Origin of the sequence: Lentibacter algarum, assembly GCF_040580765.1 — a bacterium.
Lineage (GTDB): Bacteria > Pseudomonadota > Alphaproteobacteria > Rhodobacterales > Rhodobacteraceae > Lentibacter > Lentibacter algarum.
This window is the reverse complement of the sequence record NZ_CP158687.1, coordinates 1,374,245-1,389,658: the sequence shown is the minus strand read 5'-3', so window position 1 is coordinate 1,389,658 and position 15,414 is coordinate 1,374,245. Positions and strand designations below refer to the sequence as shown.

The 15,414-nt window shown below is 54.0% G+C and carries 15 protein-coding genes; 4 read left to right on the top strand and 11 right to left on the bottom strand.

All coding sequences use genetic code 11. The annotated features are described in order from the left end of the window. Positions 1-97 precede the first annotated feature (97 nt). A complete protein-coding gene (gene ctrA, locus DSM117340_RS06755) occupies positions 98-814 on the bottom strand; it encodes a response regulator transcription factor CtrA (protein WP_271437055.1) in 717 nt (238 codons plus the stop codon). 95 nt (positions 815-909) lie between these two features. Further along, positions 910-1,188: a DUF1153 domain-containing protein gene (locus DSM117340_RS06750; RefSeq protein WP_089891692.1), complete on the bottom strand. Its 279-nt coding sequence runs from the start codon at positions 1,186-1,188 to the stop codon at positions 910-912. A 121-nt stretch (positions 1,189-1,309) separates the two neighbouring features. On the opposite strand from DSM117340_RS06750, the gene mnmA reads away from it, so the two are divergent. Both mnmA and lexA read left to right on the top strand, forming a co-directional pair. Beyond that, on the top strand, positions 1,310-2,464 hold the full coding sequence (mnmA, locus tag DSM117340_RS06745) for a tRNA 2-thiouridine(34) synthase MnmA (RefSeq protein WP_089891330.1): 1,155 nt from the start codon (positions 1,310-1,312) through the stop codon (positions 2,462-2,464). Positions 2,465-2,721: 257 nt separating this feature from the next. Then, the gene (gene lexA / locus DSM117340_RS06740) at positions 2,722-3,420 is read left to right on the top strand and encodes a transcriptional repressor LexA (protein ID WP_089891333.1); all 699 of its coding nucleotides are present in this window, start codon (positions 2,722-2,724) and stop codon (positions 3,418-3,420) included. Here lexA and DSM117340_RS06735 read toward each other — a convergent pair. After that, complete coding sequence (locus DSM117340_RS06735) at positions 3,414-5,432, bottom strand: ComEC/Rec2 family competence protein (protein ID WP_089891336.1); 2,019 nt, start codon at positions 5,430-5,432, stop codon at positions 3,414-3,416. The genes lexA and DSM117340_RS06735 overlap by 7 nt on opposite strands. A gap of 75 nt (positions 5,433-5,507) precedes the next feature. Between DSM117340_RS06735 and gltX the strand changes: the two genes are divergently transcribed. Both gltX and DSM117340_RS06725 read left to right on the top strand, forming a co-directional pair. After that, positions 5,508-6,920, top strand: coding sequence for a glutamate--tRNA ligase (gltX, locus tag DSM117340_RS06730; protein ID WP_089891339.1), 1,413 nt, complete (start codon positions 5,508-5,510; stop codon positions 6,918-6,920). An 83-nt stretch (positions 6,921-7,003) separates the two neighbouring features. After that, positions 7,004-8,302: a citrate synthase gene (locus DSM117340_RS06725; protein WP_089891342.1), complete on the top strand. Its 1,299-nt coding sequence runs from the start codon at positions 7,004-7,006 to the stop codon at positions 8,300-8,302. A gap of 162 nt (positions 8,303-8,464) precedes the next feature. Here DSM117340_RS06725 and DSM117340_RS06720 read toward each other — a convergent pair whose 3' ends face one another. The 8 genes from DSM117340_RS06720 to DSM117340_RS06685 form a co-directional block, all read right to left on the bottom strand. Further along, positions 8,465-9,247, bottom strand: coding sequence for an enoyl-CoA hydratase-related protein (locus tag DSM117340_RS06720; RefSeq protein ID WP_089891345.1), 783 nt, complete (start codon positions 9,245-9,247; stop codon positions 8,465-8,467). Between the two features lie 69 nt (positions 9,248-9,316). Further along, positions 9,317-9,769, bottom strand: a complete 453-nt coding sequence (locus tag DSM117340_RS06715) for a cytochrome c-type biogenesis protein (protein ID WP_089891348.1) — start codon at positions 9,767-9,769, stop codon at positions 9,317-9,319. Then, on the bottom strand, positions 9,766-11,736 hold the full coding sequence (locus tag DSM117340_RS06710) for a heme lyase CcmF/NrfE family subunit (RefSeq protein WP_089891350.1): 1,971 nt from the start codon (positions 11,734-11,736) through the stop codon (positions 9,766-9,768). Before DSM117340_RS06710 ends, DSM117340_RS06715 begins: the two co-directional genes overlap by 4 nt. 73 nt (positions 11,737-11,809) lie before the next feature. Continuing rightward, a complete protein-coding gene (locus DSM117340_RS06705; protein ID WP_089891353.1) occupies positions 11,810-12,394 on the bottom strand; it encodes a holin family protein in 585 nt (194 codons plus the stop codon). Beyond that, on the bottom strand, positions 12,385-12,999 hold the full coding sequence (locus DSM117340_RS06700) for a holin-associated N-acetylmuramidase (RefSeq protein ID WP_089891356.1): 615 nt from the start codon (positions 12,997-12,999) through the stop codon (positions 12,385-12,387). Before DSM117340_RS06700 ends, DSM117340_RS06705 begins: the two co-directional genes overlap by 10 nt. Before the next feature lie 57 nt (positions 13,000-13,056). Continuing rightward, on the bottom strand, positions 13,057-13,503 hold the full coding sequence (ccmE, locus tag DSM117340_RS06695; protein WP_089891359.1) for a cytochrome c maturation protein CcmE: 447 nt from the start codon (positions 13,501-13,503) through the stop codon (positions 13,057-13,059). Between the two features lie 11 nt (positions 13,504-13,514). Next, positions 13,515-14,543: an N-acetyl-gamma-glutamyl-phosphate reductase gene (gene argC / locus DSM117340_RS06690; protein ID WP_089891363.1), complete on the bottom strand. Its 1,029-nt coding sequence runs from the start codon at positions 14,541-14,543 to the stop codon at positions 13,515-13,517. Positions 14,544-14,595: 52 nt separating this feature from the next. Next, positions 14,596-15,408: an aspartate/glutamate racemase family protein gene (locus DSM117340_RS06685; protein ID WP_089891366.1), complete on the bottom strand. Its 813-nt coding sequence runs from the start codon at positions 15,406-15,408 to the stop codon at positions 14,596-14,598. Between the last annotated feature and the right edge of the window lie 6 nt (positions 15,409-15,414).

Here is a 15,414-nt window from a genome sequence, read left to right as displayed (position 1 = left end):
AAAAATACGGCCAAGCACACGCAGCAAACAGACGCCCAAACTGAAAAAGGCGCAGTGGAAAACCACTGCGCCAGTCAGGAGAAACTGTCTCTAAAGCTTATGCGCCAAGCGCGATCGGAGTGTCATCCAAGGCGTCTGGCTGTGGATCACGCAAAACATAGCCACGGCCCCAGACCGTCTCGATGTAGTTCGCACCATCCGTGGCATTTGCCAGTTTTTTGCGCAACTTGCAGATAAATACGTCAATAATCTTGAGCTCAGGCTCATCCATCCCGCCATAGAGGTGATTGAGGAACATCTCTTTTGTCAGCGTCGTGCCCTTTCGCAGCGAAAGCAGCTCAAGCATTTGATACTCTTTGCCCGTCAGGTGCACAGGTTTGTTGCCTGCTTCAACGGTCTTAGCGTCCAGATTGACCAAAATCTCGCCCGTTTTAATCACAGACTGAGAATGCCCCTTCGAGCGACGAATAATGGCATGGATTCGCGCCACAAGTTCTTCACGATGAAATGGCTTGGTCAGATAATCATCCGCTCCGAAGCCAAAGCCTTTGATCTTGTTTTCTGTGTCGTCCGAACCCGACAAAATCAGGATAGGCGTGTCGACTTTGGCAAGGCGCAGCTGGCGCAGCACCTCGTGCCCGTTCATATCAGGTAGTCCCAAATCAAGCAAAATAAGGTCATAATCATAAAGTTTCGCAAGATCGATCCCCTCCTCGCCCATGTCTGTTGTGTAGACATTAAGGTTGGCGTGGGTCAGCATCATTTCGATACTTTTGCTGGTCGTCGGATCGTCTTCAACGAGAAGGACGCGCATTTTAATTTCTCCGCAGTTATTCTTTCATTGAGCTTAAACCTGACCAAAATTGGTTAACCTCTGGTTACCATAGCAAAAAAAAGACATCAGACAACCTAAGAGTGTTTGGCCGACCGCAGCTGCGTAACCTTCAAGCCAGCATCGCCATAGGCGCGGACAGCGTGCACCCATTCGAAAAACTCTTCTTCGCTTAGGTCATAAATACTCATGGCTTCGGCCTGCGTCATCAGCCCATAAAGAACCGCTCTAACAACAAGCGCTTTTCGCGATGCAACCCAGCGTTGCGTTTTAGCGGGTGGCAAGTCTGCGCGAGTCATCACCTTCCCGTCAGGGAGACGAACAGCCCTTGGACCATCGACTTTCTTGAGATACATGGCATAAACCTTCTTTGTGTCATGGCCAAACTCGATCAAAGCGCTTAAAGAGGCATGAAGCCAACCCCCAAGAAAACATAGAATTTTCCTCATGTTTTCAGAGAAGTTTTCGGAGCCACCCATGTCTGTCGCATCCCATCCTGCGCCCCAAACGAAGCTTAACTCTCTTGGCTTTGCCAAACCCGAGAGTGAAACACGGGTTGTTGTGGCGATGTCAGGCGGCGTTGATAGCTCTGTTGTCGCAGCTATGTTGGCCGAAGAAGGCTATGACGTAATCGGCGTCACGCTTCAGCTCTATGATCACGGCGCAGCTCTGGCCAAGTCGGGCGCTTGCTGTGCGGGGATCGATATCCACGACGCGCGCCGCGTTGCCGAAGAGATGGGCTTCCCGCATTATGTCCTCGATTATGAGAACATTTTTAAAGATGCCGTTATTGATGAATTTGCAGACAGCTATCTTGGCGGTGCAACACCCGTGCCCTGCATCCGCTGCAATGAACGGGTAAAATTCAAAGACCTGCTCGCCACAGCCCGCGATCTGGATGCCGACTGCATGGCCACAGGCCACTACATTCAGCGCATGATGGGCGCAGAAGGCCCCGAGCTGCACTCCGCCGCCGATGCCAACCGCGATCAAAGCTATTTCCTCTTCTCCACGACGCCAGAACAGCTTGAGTATCTTCGCTTCCCCTTGGGTCACCTCCCCTCCAAAGACGCGACCCGCGCTTTGGCCGAGAAATATGGCCTCAAAGTCGCCAACAAGCCCGACAGCCAAGACATCTGCTTTGTGCCAAATGGCGATTATGCTGCCGTGATCGAAAAGCTGCGTCCTGGTGCGGCCGAGCCTGGCGAAATTGTCGACATGAACGGCAACGTCCTTGGCGAGCACACAGGTGTCATTCACTACACAATCGGCCAGCGCCGCGGCCTTGGGATCGGCGGCCTTGCCGATCCGCTCTATGTGGTGAAGCTTGATGTTGACAACAAACGCGTCGTCGTCGGCCCAAAAGAAGCCCTCGCAACACGCATCGTGCCCCTGGCCGAAATCAACTGGCTGGGCGATGAACCATTCGAAGCCACGCCAGAGCGCCGCATCGCCGTGCGGGTCCGCTCAACGCGTGCGCCCCGCGAAGCGATCCTGCGCTCCACTGGCCCGACCACAGGCGAAGTCGAGCTTCTCACCCCAGAAGAAGGCGTCAGCCCCGGACAGGCCTGCGTGTTTTATGATCCCGAAGGCAGCCGTATCTTCGGCGGCGGCTGGATCGTAAAGGGTTAAGCCCGCCTCACGGCAGCGCACGGCACGTTCAGTTAATTTCACTTAACACTTCGCGTTTCAGGCGGTGCACGCATTGTGCACGGGGTGTGCACGCATATCACCCCCCTAGAATCAGCCGTTTTAGGCCTCATTAAGATTTAGGGACGCAGCTTTAAGGCTTTGGTGTTCTGGTTGTGCCGCTCAAAAACAGAACAGTTGACACAAAAAGAGAACATGAGTAGAACAAAAGGAAGTTTAACTCATAAGAGGGCCAGCGGATGCTCACCAAGAAACAGCTCGATCTGCTCGATTTTATCAACAAACGGGTGCAACGCGACGGCGTACCACCCAGCTTTGACGAGATGAAAGAGGCCCTTGATCTGCGCTCCAAGTCTGGCATCCACCGCCTCATCACAGCTCTTGAAGAACGCGGCTTTATCCGCCGCCTGGCGCACCGTGCCCGCGCCATCGAGATTGTCAAACTCCCCGACAGTATGGCAGGCAAATCAGGCGGCTTTACTCCCAAGGTGATTGATGGCGACAGGCCCGATGGCCCTCGCCCCGCAGGCGCCATGCCCGTGGGCCATGTCTCTGCACAGGAAGTGCCTGTGATGGGTCGTATTGCGGCAGGTGTGCCCATCGCGGCAATCAGCGAAGTCTCCCACAACGTGGCCGTGCCCACCAGCATGATGCGCGACGGTGGAGAACACTACGCTCTTGAAGTCAAAGGCGACTCCATGATCGAGGCCGGCATCAACAATGGTGATGTTGTCGTCATCCGTGAAAGCCAGACAGCCGAAAACGGCGATATTGTCGTTGCGCTCATCGAAGATCAGGAAGCCACGCTCAAGCGCTTCTTCCGCCGTGGCAACGCAATCGCTCTGGAAGCCGCAAACCCTGCCTATGAAACGCGCGTCTTCCCTGAAGACCAAGTCAAAGTACAAGGCCGCCTTGTCGGGCTGATCCGCACTTACTGACGCGCCCGCCGTGTATTCCAAAGTCTTCGGCCCGTGCTCTCGCGGGCCGTTTTCATTTTGAGCTCATCCCGCTCAAAATAAAGCGCCACAGCGCCTGTCTCCCTGAGCCGCCTCTCATCAAAGACAAGACAAGGCAGATCGCGCTCAAGCAGACCTGCTACGACAAGGATTTGCCCCGCCCCGCAGCCTGCCGCAGCAACAGAAGCCTTTCCGCGGGCATGAAGAAGCGGATATGCCGCCACAGCTGAAGCCTCCTCCCAGTGCCGAGCCGCCGCCTCCTGCGAGCGCAAATCACCATCATTCTCTAGCCAGCCGCGCGCCACAAACCCACTGCCCGACTTTGCACTGAGAACCCGTCCCTCCCCAGTCATCACCCCGACAAGCTTACCCGTATCTGAGATCAAAACATCAGGCCGTGTTGTCTGCGACCAAAGCCCAGCAGCCACAAGCATCGGGAGAACACCAAAGAGCCGTGCAGTCCCCCGCCACAGGGCCACGCCCAATGCACCCAGCATCATCATAGCTAGAACATAAGGATCAGGCGCAACAACAGTGCCACGCGCACCGTCGAGGGCAGCAAAAAAGCCTGCAACGGTGAGGATCCACGAGATACCAAGCTCCATCACAAAAAAGCCCAGCGACGAGAGCCCAAGCGGCCAAAGGAGCAGCGCAATCACCCCTGCAGGGATCACCAGTGCGCCCATCAAAGGCACCGCCAGCAAATTGGCCAAAAGACCATAGTGGGCGAAGTGGTTAAAATGCGCCGCTGCGACAGGAGCCGTCGCCAAGCCCGCGACAAAGGACGTGATAAACAACGTTGCAAAAGGGCGCAGCCATTTCGGGCCGAGAGATACATCGTAGTCCCGAAGGGCAGCAAACACAGCGACAAGCGCAGTTGTCGCTGCAAATGACATCTGAAACCCGGGGCCGAGCAACGCCTCTGGCTGCCACAAAAGCACAATCAGCGCCGCCGTAGCCACAGAGCGCAAGCTGATCACACGGCGTTCAAAAAATACCGCTCCAAGGGCCACCATGGCCATAATGAAGGCACGCTCCGTCGCAACAGAGCCGCCTGATAGGAGCAGATAAAAAAATGAAACGACCAGCGCGCCAAACGCCGCTGTTTTTCGGATGGGTACGCGGTGGCGTAAGCTCGGACTGAGCACAAGCCCGTACCGGATCGCAGCATAGATAAAGCCACTCAATAGCCCCATATGCAGCCCCGAAATGGCCAAGAGATGTGCCAGATTGGTGTGGCGTAGCGTGTCGACCGTCTCTTGTGACATGGCCGAGCGGTCCCCCGCCATAATTGCGGCTGCAAAAGCGCCGTTTTCTCCTTTGATTTCGCTGCGAACGAAATTGGCAAAAGCATATCGGGCCTGACTGATCAGGGCCGCATGGCGCGCGGGTTCAAGTACCATAAGAGGCGTGCGGCTGTAGCCGATAGCACCAAGCCCTTGAAACCAAGCATGGCGCTGGAAATCAAAACCGTTTGGTTCAACAGGCCCTGAAGGGGGAGACAAATGCGCCGTGATCAGAACGGTGCTGCCGGCCTGCGGCACTGCGCTCTCTGCTCCGTGCAAAGCAACGCGTACCCGCGTTGGCGTTTTGTTCGGCGGCAAGCGCTCAAGAATCACCTGATCCAACGTCAGCCGCAGCGCGCCACTGGCCGAACGGTCGATTAAAACAATCCGCCCCTCCACCGGTCCATAATAACGCCACCCCAAAACAGGCCCCGAAACCCAAACCGCCCGCCCCCCCGCCAATCCAAACCCAACGGAGACAAGGAGGCAGACCCAAACCAAAGGAGCAAAGAGGCTGCGATACAATGCAAGAACAACACTCCCGACAAAGGTTGCCGCTAAAGCCAGTGCATATGCCGCGAGAGGTGGCTCGTTTGGCAAGGCAAAGTAAAGACTGATCCCAAATGCAAGAAAAACGGGCGCCCAAGGGTAAAGCGCGCCGCGCTGTCCGAGCAAAACACGCTCGCAAGAGGCCTTGAGCCACGTCACTTGTTCTTACCCATGGAGATAGTTAGACAGGCTTAAATCCTAACCAATTGATGGTTACCGAAAGGTTAATTCTCCATGTCACAGCCCTCAGAAAAACCCGTCGTCACCCGTATTGCCCCGTCGCCTACGGGCTTCATGCACATCGGAACGGCCCGCACAGCGCTCTTTAACTGGCTCTATGCGCGTGGCCGTGGCGGCAAGTTCCTCCTTCGCATCGAAGACACCGACCGCGCCCGCTCAACACCGGAGGCCACCGAGGCTATCCTACGTGGCATGGACTGGTTGGGCCTTGACTATGATGGAGAACCCGTGAGCCAGTTCGAGCAAGGCGCACGCCACGCAGAAGTGGCCAACCAGCTCCTCGCCGAGGGCAAAGCTTATAAGTGTTTCGCAACACAGGACGATATCGAAGCCTTCCGTGAGGCCGCCCGCGCCACGAACTCCAGCACACACTATCATTCGCCCTGGCGCGAGGTGTCAGAAAGCGAACACCCTGACGCACCCTATGTGATCCGCATAAAAGCCCCCAAAGAGGGCCAAACCGTGATCAAAGATCAGGTGCAAGGCGATGTAACAATCCAGAACAGCCAGCTTGATGACATGATCCTGCTGCGCTCCGATGGCACGCCAGTCTATATGCTTGCCGTGGTCGTGGATGACCATGATATGGGAGTCACACATGTAATCCGCGGCGATGATCATCTCAACAATGCTGCGAGACAGATGATGATCTATGAGGCAATGGGTTGGCCACTGCCCGTTTATGCCCACATCCCGCTGATCTTTGGGCCTGATGGCAAAAAGCTATCCAAGCGTCATGGCGCAACTGGCGTCGAAGAATACCAACATATGGGCTACCCTGCCTCAGGCATGCGCAACTACCTCGCCCGCCTTGGCTGGAGTCACGGCGACGACGAGTTTTTCACAGACGCTCAGGCACTTGAATGGTTTGATCTTCCCAGTATCGGAAAATCCCCAGCTCGGTTCGATTTCAAAAAACTGGAGAATCTCTGCGGACAGCACATCGCTTCTACAGAAAATGCTGCACTGCTGCATGAACTTCAGACCTTTTTGGCTGCCACAGGCCAAGGCGGCCTCCAAGATTCAAAAATTTCACTTTTTGCATCAGCCATGCCACAGCTCAAAGAGCGCGCGAAGACATACGGAGAACTAATTGATAAAGCACACTTTATCATGGTTGATCGGCCCGTCTCACCCGATGAAAAAGCTGCTAAGGCACTCGACACGGTATCCCGTGGCATACTGAAAGAATTGACGCCGCATCTGCAAAATGCTAGCTGGACACGTGCAGACTTGGAAGCGCTCCTCAACGGCTTTGCCGAAGAGAAAGGCACAAAGTTTGGACAACTTGCGGCACCGCTCCGAGCAGCCCTTGCAGGACGAGCAGCAACGCCCAGCGTCTTCGACATGATGCTGGTTCTTGGTCCGGACGAGACTCTCGCCCGTATTCAGGATGCAGCGGCATAAAGGCGTTAACAGCTTTTATAGCCAGATAAGATATAGACACTCTTGGGCGATCCGCGCTCAAGACTTCAGAGGATGAGGCCAAGATGACAGACAGCACCAAAACAGCGACATTGACAATTGATGGGCAGAGCTTCGAGCTCCCCATGTACTCAGGCACCACTGGGCCCGATGTCATCGACATCCGCAAGCTTTATGCGCAAGCGGGTGTGTTCACATATGATCCAGGCTATACCTCTACAGCCTCCTGCGAGAGCACGATCACGTTCATTGACGGTGAAAAAGGCGAGCTTTTGCACCGCGGTTACCCGATTGATCAGCTCGCTGAGAAGTCACATTACCTCGAAGTCTGCTACCTGTTGCTCTATGGTGAACTCCCGACAGCGGCCGAAGTCGAAGATTTTGAAAACCGCGTCACGCGCCACACCATGGTGCACGAGCAAATGCACAACTTCTTCCGTGGTTTCCGTCGTGATGCCCACCCAATGGCCACGCTTGTGGGCGTTGTAGGCGCGATGTCTGCCTTTTATGCTGACAGTGCTGACGTCAATGACGAATGGCAGCGCGAAGTAGCCTCGATCCGTATGATCGCTAAACTTCCGACAATCGCGGCTATGGCCTACAAATACTCGATTGGTCAGCCGTTCGTATACCCACGCAATGATCTGGATTATGCGTCAAACTTCCTGCACATGTGCTTTGCTGTCCCTGCAGAAGACTACAACGTAGACCCGATCCTGAGCCGCGCGATGGACCGTATCTTCACACTCCATGCTGATCATGAGCAAAACGCCTCAACCTCTACAGTGCGTCTGGCCTCTTCTTCTGCGGCAAACCCCTTCGCCTGTATTGCAGCGGGTATTGCATGCCTTTGGGGCCCAGCCCACGGCGGCGCAAACCAAGCCTGCCTCGAAATGCTCAAGGAAATCGGAACGAAAGACCGTATTCCAGAGTATATCGCGCGCGCTAAAGACAAGAACGACCCCTTCCGCCTTATGGGCTTCGGTCACCGCGTCTATAAAAACACCGATCCCCGCGCCAAGGTGCTCAAGCAATCAGCTGACGAAGTGCTTGAACTTCTCGGCGTTGAAAACAACCCGATCCTCGAAGTCGCAAAAGAACTTGAGCAAGTTGCGCTCAACGATCCGTACTTTGTTGAGAAAAAGCTCTTCCCGAACGTCGACTTTTACTCCGGCATCATTCTTGAAGCGATGGGCTTTCCAACGTCGATGTTCACACCGATCTTTGCTGTTTCGCGTACAGTCGGCTGGATTTCACAATGGAAAGAACAGTTCGAAGATCCACAACAGAAAATTGGTCGCCCGCGTCAGCTTTACCTCGGCGAGACAGAGCGTAACTACGTAGACGTCGAAAAGCGCGGCTAAGCCCGACTGCTTTGAAAACACAAAATACGAAAAAGGCCCGCTCAAAAGCGGGCCTTTTTTTGATGGACATTTTTTCGATTAACTCTGAATACTTTAGCTGGCTTCAAACAGCTTTGGCGCCCCTTCGAGCAAGGTCTTTAGCACTGAAGAACATTTGGTCGCTTAACGGCCCTCGAAGTGTGCCTTACGCTTCTCAAGGAACGCCATCACACCCTCTTTAAAGTCTCGGCTCTTGCCTGCGCGCCCTTGTTCGTGGGCCTCAAGGTTCAATTGTTCCTCAAGACTGTTACCAAGACTCGCACGCAGCGCCTTCTTGGTACGTCGGTAGGCCTCCGTCGGCCCATGCGCCAGATGCGCTGCGCGGGCACGCCAATGCGTCTCGAACTCTGTATCTTCAACATGCTCCCAGATCAGCCCCATTTGGTCAGCTTCTTCGGCACTAATTCTCTCTGCAAACAGCGCCGCCCCCATTGCCTTTGCAGGCCCAACCAACCGCGGCAGAAAGTATGTGCCACCCGCATCAGGAATTAGTCCGATACGCGTGAAGGCTTCCATGAAATACGCACTTTTGGTCGCGATGACGACATCCGCCACCAAAGCGAGATTGGCACCCGCACCTGCCGCAGCGCCGTTTACAGCGGCAATCACAGGCACAGGTGAGGACACTAGGTTTTGCACCATAGGATTATACTCATCCCGCAGAACACGCTCCAAATCTATTTCTGCAGCGTTCCCGCCGTCACCCAAATCTTGGCCCGAACAGAACGCCTTTCCATGCCCAGTGAGAACAACACAGCGCGCACCAGCTTTGATGGCTTCAGCTAAAGCTACAGGAATTTCAGCACGCATCTGTGCTGTCATCGCGTTCATCTTGTCAGGCCTATTGAGCCCAATGACCGCGTATCCGTCTGCATTCAACTCATATGTAACAGTTTGAAATTCCATGATATCCCTCGCGCTTCAGTGGTATCAGACAAAACCGATTTCGCCAGCTAAGGAAAGTGAAACGAAGCGTCACTCGCCCATGATCTGCTTGAGGCGCTTAGTTTCGTCATCACTCAAGCTGTTACTGCCTTCGGGCGTCGCTCGCGCGCGTGTTCTTAAATAAAGCCCGCCGATTAACAACGCGAGCAAGAGCATTCCAGGACCAGCATAGTACAATATGGCGTTGCTGCCGCCTTTGGTTGGATTGAGCAAGACATACTCACCATAACGGCTCACTACAAAATCGAGCACTTCTTCATCAGTGTCGCCCTCGACCAAACGTTCACGCACCAAGAGGCGCAAATCGCGTGCCAATTCTGCGTTGCTGTCGTCGATATTCTCGTTGCGGCACACGAGACAGCGCAACCCTTGGCTCAAATCGCGGGCGCGCTCTTCAAGCTTTGGATCGCTCAAAACCTCGTTCGGTTGAACTGCAAAGGCAGGCAGCGTCCAGAATATAAAAAGTATACTAAGCCACTTCATTCTGCAGCCACTCCAACGGTTGTCGAGGGCGTCTGCCGAGCGCCAGCTGCAACGCGGTAACGACGATCCGACAGGCTTAGCGCTCCGCCAATTGCCATCAAAATTGCGCCGCCCCAAATCCAGTTTGCCAAAGGCTTGTAGTAAGTTCTAAAGGCCCAACCACCGCCCACTTGTGCATCTCCTACGACGACATAGACGTCGCGGAAAAACCCAATATCGATTGCGGCTTCTGTGGTTGGCATCCCTGCCACTGGGTAAACTCTTTTTTCAGGGTTCAGCGTTGCAATTTCACGCGTGCCATTTAGCAGCGTTACATCTCCCATCGTCGAGAGATAGTTAGGCCCTTGAACCTCTTCAACGCCGTTCAGCACGATGGTGTAACCTGCGATGTCAAACTGCTCACCGTTTTTCAGGACGCGGATATCTTCTTGTTCCCAAGCAATCAAACCAGCGATACCAGCCATTGTGACGCCAAGACCAGCATGCGCCACGGCCTTACCCCAATCGGCTCGCGGTAAGTTGCGAAGCCGGTTTAGCACCTCGCCTTTGCGTCCGCGGCTCAAAATGTCTGTGGCAGAGCCAGCAATCAACCAAGCGCCAAGGAACAGACCAACAGGGCCAAGGGATGATCGACCAGTCTGTACGGCCCAAAACAAAGCCCCAATGGCGACTGCCAAAACAAAGCCAACCCTCAGCTTCAAGGCGACACGCCCAAGTTTGCCTCGCTTCCAAGGCAGCATCGCACCAAGTGGCAGAACGAGCCCAAGCAACACCATAATTGGTGTAAATGCTGCATTGAACCAAGGTTCGCCAACAGACAATTTTCGGTCAAAGAACATCTCGCTGAACAGCGGCCACATTGTCCCGATGAAAACGATAAAAGCAGATACGGCAAGCAGGATGTTGTTCACCACAAGAGCGGATTCACGGCTAACCATACCGAAGACGCCTTTCGCCTCCATCACACTCGCGCGCGCAGCATAGAGCACAAGAGCGCCGCCGGTAAACACACCCATAATGAGGAGCAAAAACACACCGCGTTCAGGGTCGGTGGCAAATGCATGCACGGATGTGATAATACCAGACCGCGTAATAAACGCGCCCAGCAGTGAAAAACTAAATGCGATAATAGCGAGCAGAATAGTCCAGCTCTTAAGGCTTTCTCGCTTCTCAACCACAATCGCGGAGTGCAGCAAAGCAACGGCCAAAAGCCACGGCATAAAGCTGGCGTTTTCAACAGGGTCCCAGAACCAGAACCCACCCCAGCCAAGTTCGTAATAGGCCCACCATGAGCCGAGCCCAATTCCGATTGTGAGAAAAATCCAAGCGGCCAAAGTCCAAGGGCGCACCCAACGTCCCCAAGCGGCATCCACGCGCCCCTCAATAAGGGCAGCTACAGCAAAGCTGAAGGCCATTGAGAGGCCGACATAGCCAAGGTAGAGGAATGGAGGGTGAAATGCGAGGCCTGGGTCTTGCAGCAGCGGGTTCAAATCCTTGCCGTTCAAAGGCGCAGGATCAAGCCGCAGAAACGGGTTAGACGTGAAAAGAACAAATGCCATAAAAGCTGTTGTGATTGACGCCTGAACAGCGAGAATTCGTGCCTTAAGTGTCGGCGGCAGGCCATTTCCAAACCAAGAAGCCATGGCGCCAAACAATGTCAAAATCAAAACCCAAAGCAACATCGAGCCTTCGTGGTTCCCCCAGACGCCCGTTATTTTATAGAGCATTGGTTTGGCGGTATGACTATTCATCCATACAAGCTTCACCGAAAAATCGGATACAACAAACGCATAAGTCAGCGCGCCAAAAGATGTCACCGTGAGTAAAAACAGCGCATTCGAGCCAGTTTCTGAAAATCTCATCCACCCCGGCCAGCGCATATATGCACCAACGAGCGGCACGATTGTCACCAAAATGGCGACAACAAATCCAAGGATGAGGGCGAAATGTCCGAGTTCTGCTACCATAGTATCTTGTTAGCTATTTCCGCAGGCTTCGCCAATCGGAATCGACGCCCTCGACGGATCACATTGTCGCGGGTTAGCGGCCAGCAGAGCCTTGCTCTTGGTCCCAGTCATTCAAAGCTGGGTTCTTATCTTCCGCGCTCGCCTCCCCCCCAGAGGCCAGCTGCTCAGCAGATAGCATATGACCAGCGCCTACCTTGAGCGCCTGTAAATCTGCAAGATCGCGCGCAACATCTGGCGCACGCGCCAATGTCTGAGCGATCTCACGTTGAAAGGCTTGTCCTTTAACTTGATGGCGCGCACCGAAATAAAAAGAGACAATTGCCCCCAACAGCCACCACAAAGGTTGCGGAACAAGGGCGATGCCCTGCATCCGACTGGCAAACCATATGGGCTCAATCATTGCAGAGACAAACAGACCGATCGTACCAAATGCTAACATCGGGCGGGGAAGCCTATTTAGCCCATCAATAAAGCGATCAAACCGAGTGTAAGGCGGGTTCGAAAACTCGTCTTGAAACTGTCCCAGAGCTGCTGAACGTAACACAGCCTCTCGGTGCGCTTGGCGCTCCGCATTTTCACGAAAGACTTCCGCTGTTTGGGACAGAGCGTTGCGTCCGCCCCCGAACATCAGTGTCAGAAAGCGCTCGATCAACCCCATTGCTTTGTCCTTTCTTGAAACTCGGCCTCAGTCAGGTGAAACTCTGGCCGAATAAACTCCTCGGCTCGTCGTATCCACCCGCCCTTGCCACCCGCTCGCGTGCGCGCAAATTTACGACTCTCAATCCGACGGTCAGCGATGCGGAAGTAATAGTTACGGCGCGCAATTCCATATGCATCAACAAAACTTTGGGGTGCGCGCAGAGCAGCATCATGAGCCCAGGCCAACGTTTGAGGACCGACGATCCCATCAACAGTAAGCACGTAACCCATATCCCGAAGAAGCCTTTGGAGGATTTTCACAGCGCTTGAACCAGCATTCACGTACATATCAAAAACACTTGCTTGCAAAAGCTCAGGCAGTGCCACAAGGCCAGGTGCAACAAAATAGTGCTCAATAAATAGATCAACGGCTTGATCGCGCTGCAGCGCCTTTACATCCTCGATGTTAACATCACCATCACCATCAAGATCCAGCCCGAGCCGCCGCATTGTATGAATTGTGACACCAAAGTTCGTTGCGCCCCCTAGGTCATCAGGGTCATTCACGAAGCCGCCCTCGCGCAAAACAATCCCTTTTGCAATATCACGGACCGTCTTTGACATAAAAAAGCTCTCCACACTGGGTGTGAAGAGCTTGTTCAAACTTAATTAAGACAGTGCTTAGCTACCGTTCGGATCCTGATAAACACCCTGCTCTTTTAGGGCGTCGACCACTTCACGGGGCATATAGGTTTCGTCGTGCTTTGCCAAAATTTCTGATGCAATAAACACGCCATCCTGCAATTTACCTGTACCAACCATCCCTTGGTTTTCTTCGAACAGATCAGGCAAAATCCCTGTGTAGCTTACCTTTACACTGGCGCCACCATCGGTGACGCTGAAAGTCACAGCCTTACCCTGCCCGCGCGTGAGACTGCCCTCCTCCACAAGGCCGCCAATACGAAACGTCTCCGTCGGCGGCGGTGGATTTGCCGCAATCTGGCTGGGCGCACGAAAATAGTTGATCCCATCCTTCATCGCAAATCCGATGAGTGCGGTCGCCGCCACAAGCGAAACAGCCGCCAAAGCCATAACTTGAACCCGCCGCTTTTTCTTCAAACTTTTCATGCCATGCTCCCTTAAGGAAAGACGGGAACGCCCATCAAACCAGATGTCTCTTCTTCACCTAACATCAAGTTTGCATTCTGCAAGGCCTGCCCGCTGCTACCTTTTGTCAAGTTATCCAATACAGCGACTACAATCGCACGGCCTGCGATACGGTCGCCTGTGACACCGATGTGGCAAAAATTTGAGCCACGCACATGATGCGTGCTAGGTGTTTCGCCAAACGGCAGGACCTGCAAAAAAGGCTCATCCGCATATGCGTCTGCAAACGTAGCGTGTATTTCTTGCGCATCTCCTTTGACATAGACGGTCGCCAGAATGCCGCGGTTTACAGGCATCAAATGAGGTGTGAACTGGACTTTCACGTCCCGTCCAGCGAGCTTAGAAAACTCTTGATCAAACTCACCAAGATGGCGGTGGGTTCCCCCAACAGCATAGGCGTTATAGCCTTCACTCAACTCAGCATGCAGTAAATTTTCTTTGAGCGAGCGCCCAGCTCCTGACACACCACACTTCAGGTCCATAATGATCTCATCAAGATCAATAACACCCGCTTCAATCAGCGGCCGCAGAGCAAACTGACCTGTCGCCGCGTTGCACCCCGTTCCGGCGACAAGCCGCGCTTTGGCAATCTCGTCGCGATAAAATTCGGTCAAACCATAGACAGCCTCACCTTGCATCTCAACCGCGCCATGAGCGTTGCCATACCACTGCGTGTAGGCGTCTGGATCCCGAAGGCGAAAATCGGCGCTGAGGTCGACAATTTTCAAGTGCTTGGGCAAATCACGAATGACTTCCTGACTCGTTTTATGCGGCAATGCACAGAAGCACAGATCAATCTTGTCAAAATCGATTTGATCAAAGCTCACGAGCTCCGGCAAATTCAAATGGCGCAGATGCGGAAACACCTCAGCCAAACGCTGACCCGCTTTTGAATAGGCACCAAGTGCCACAATTTCATACGCAGGATGCCCTGCCAAAAGACGAATAAGCTCTGCACCTGTGTAACCAGACGCGCCAAGGATTGCGATTTTATGGGTCATGACAGACCTCACTTTCAGTCGTTAGAGGTATTTAAGAGATCACACAGTCAAGTTAGGCGGCTTCGAAAGTGATCTGTCGTCGCAAAAATTGCGTTGCACGGTCAGAAACGCGTTTTGCGTCTCCCGTGGTCAAAAACATGTTGGTCTCGCCTGGGCCGCGCATCTCTGGGCGGCGGTCCAAATAGTCTGCAAGGCTCGCTGCAACAAGCGCAGGCTGGCTGAAAACTTGGACATCTGCACCCAAAGCATCCTGAAAGACGGATTCGACCAAAGGATAGTGCGTGCACCCGAGGATTGCAGCTTGAGGCTGCGGCATCTTCCGCTTGAGCGCGTCAACATGACTGCGCACAAGTGCCTCAGCCAAGATCATATCGCCATCTTCAATCGCGTCGACCACACCACCACAAGCCTGTGCCTCTACATCCACGCCGATCGCACGGAAGGCCAACTCTCGCTGAAAAGCGCGGCTGGACACGGTTGCAGGCGTCGCAAACAGAGCCACGTTTTTAACTTCGACTTCTCTGGGCGGCGAATTATCGCCCCAATCGCGCTCCGTCAGCGCTTCAATAAGAGGCACAAACACACCAAGAACCCGCTTGCCCTCAGGTACGCCCGCTTCCTGCATCCGTCTGAGCGCAGCCGCACTTGCCGTATTGCAGGCCAAGACGACGAGATCACAGCCAGAAGCCCACAGCCGTTCAACAGCAGCTTTCGTTAAGGCGTGAATATCGTCAGCATCACGCACCCCATAGGGCGCATGGGCAGAGTCCGCTAAATAGTGAATGGGTAAATCAGGCATACGCTCGCGCACCGCCTGCCAAACAGTGAGCCCGCCGAGCCCAGAATCAAAAATACCAACAGCCATGTGTGA

Coding starts and splice junctions, on each gene's coding strand:
- ctrA (WP_271437055.1), bottom strand. CDS start 814: ATGCGCGTCCTTCTCGTTGAAGACGATCCGACGACCAGCAAAAGTATC.
- DSM117340_RS06750 (WP_089891692.1), bottom strand. CDS start 1,188: ATGTATCTCAAGAAAGTCGATGGTCCAAGGGCTGTTCGTCTCCCTGAC.
- mnmA (WP_089891330.1), top strand. CDS start 1,310: ATGTCTGTCGCATCCCATCCTGCGCCCCAAACGAAGCTTAACTCTCTT.
- lexA (WP_089891333.1), top strand. CDS start 2,722: ATGCTCACCAAGAAACAGCTCGATCTGCTCGATTTTATCAACAAACGG.
- gltX (WP_089891339.1), top strand. CDS start 5,508: ATGTCACAGCCCTCAGAAAAACCCGTCGTCACCCGTATTGCCCCGTCG.
- DSM117340_RS06725 (WP_089891342.1), top strand. CDS start 7,004: ATGACAGACAGCACCAAAACAGCGACATTGACAATTGATGGGCAGAGC.
- DSM117340_RS06720 (WP_089891345.1), bottom strand. CDS start 9,247: ATGGAATTTCAAACTGTTACATATGAGTTGAATGCAGACGGATACGCG.
- DSM117340_RS06715 (WP_089891348.1), bottom strand. CDS start 9,769: ATGAAGTGGCTTAGTATACTTTTTATATTCTGGACGCTGCCTGCCTTT.
- DSM117340_RS06710 (WP_089891350.1), bottom strand. CDS start 11,736: ATGGTAGCAGAACTCGGACATTTCGCCCTCATCCTTGGATTTGTTGTC.
- DSM117340_RS06705 (WP_089891353.1), bottom strand. CDS start 12,394: ATGGGGTTGATCGAGCGCTTTCTGACACTGATGTTCGGGGGCGGACGC.
- DSM117340_RS06700 (WP_089891356.1), bottom strand. CDS start 12,999: ATGTCAAAGACGGTCCGTGATATTGCAAAAGGGATTGTTTTGCGCGAG.
- ccmE (WP_089891359.1), bottom strand. CDS start 13,503: ATGAAAAGTTTGAAGAAAAAGCGGCGGGTTCAAGTTATGGCTTTGGCG.
- argC (WP_089891363.1), bottom strand. CDS start 14,543: ATGACCCATAAAATCGCAATCCTTGGCGCGTCTGGTTACACAGGTGCA.
- DSM117340_RS06685 (WP_089891366.1), bottom strand. CDS start 15,408: ATGGCTGTTGGTATTTTTGATTCTGGGCTCGGCGGGCTCACTGTTTGG.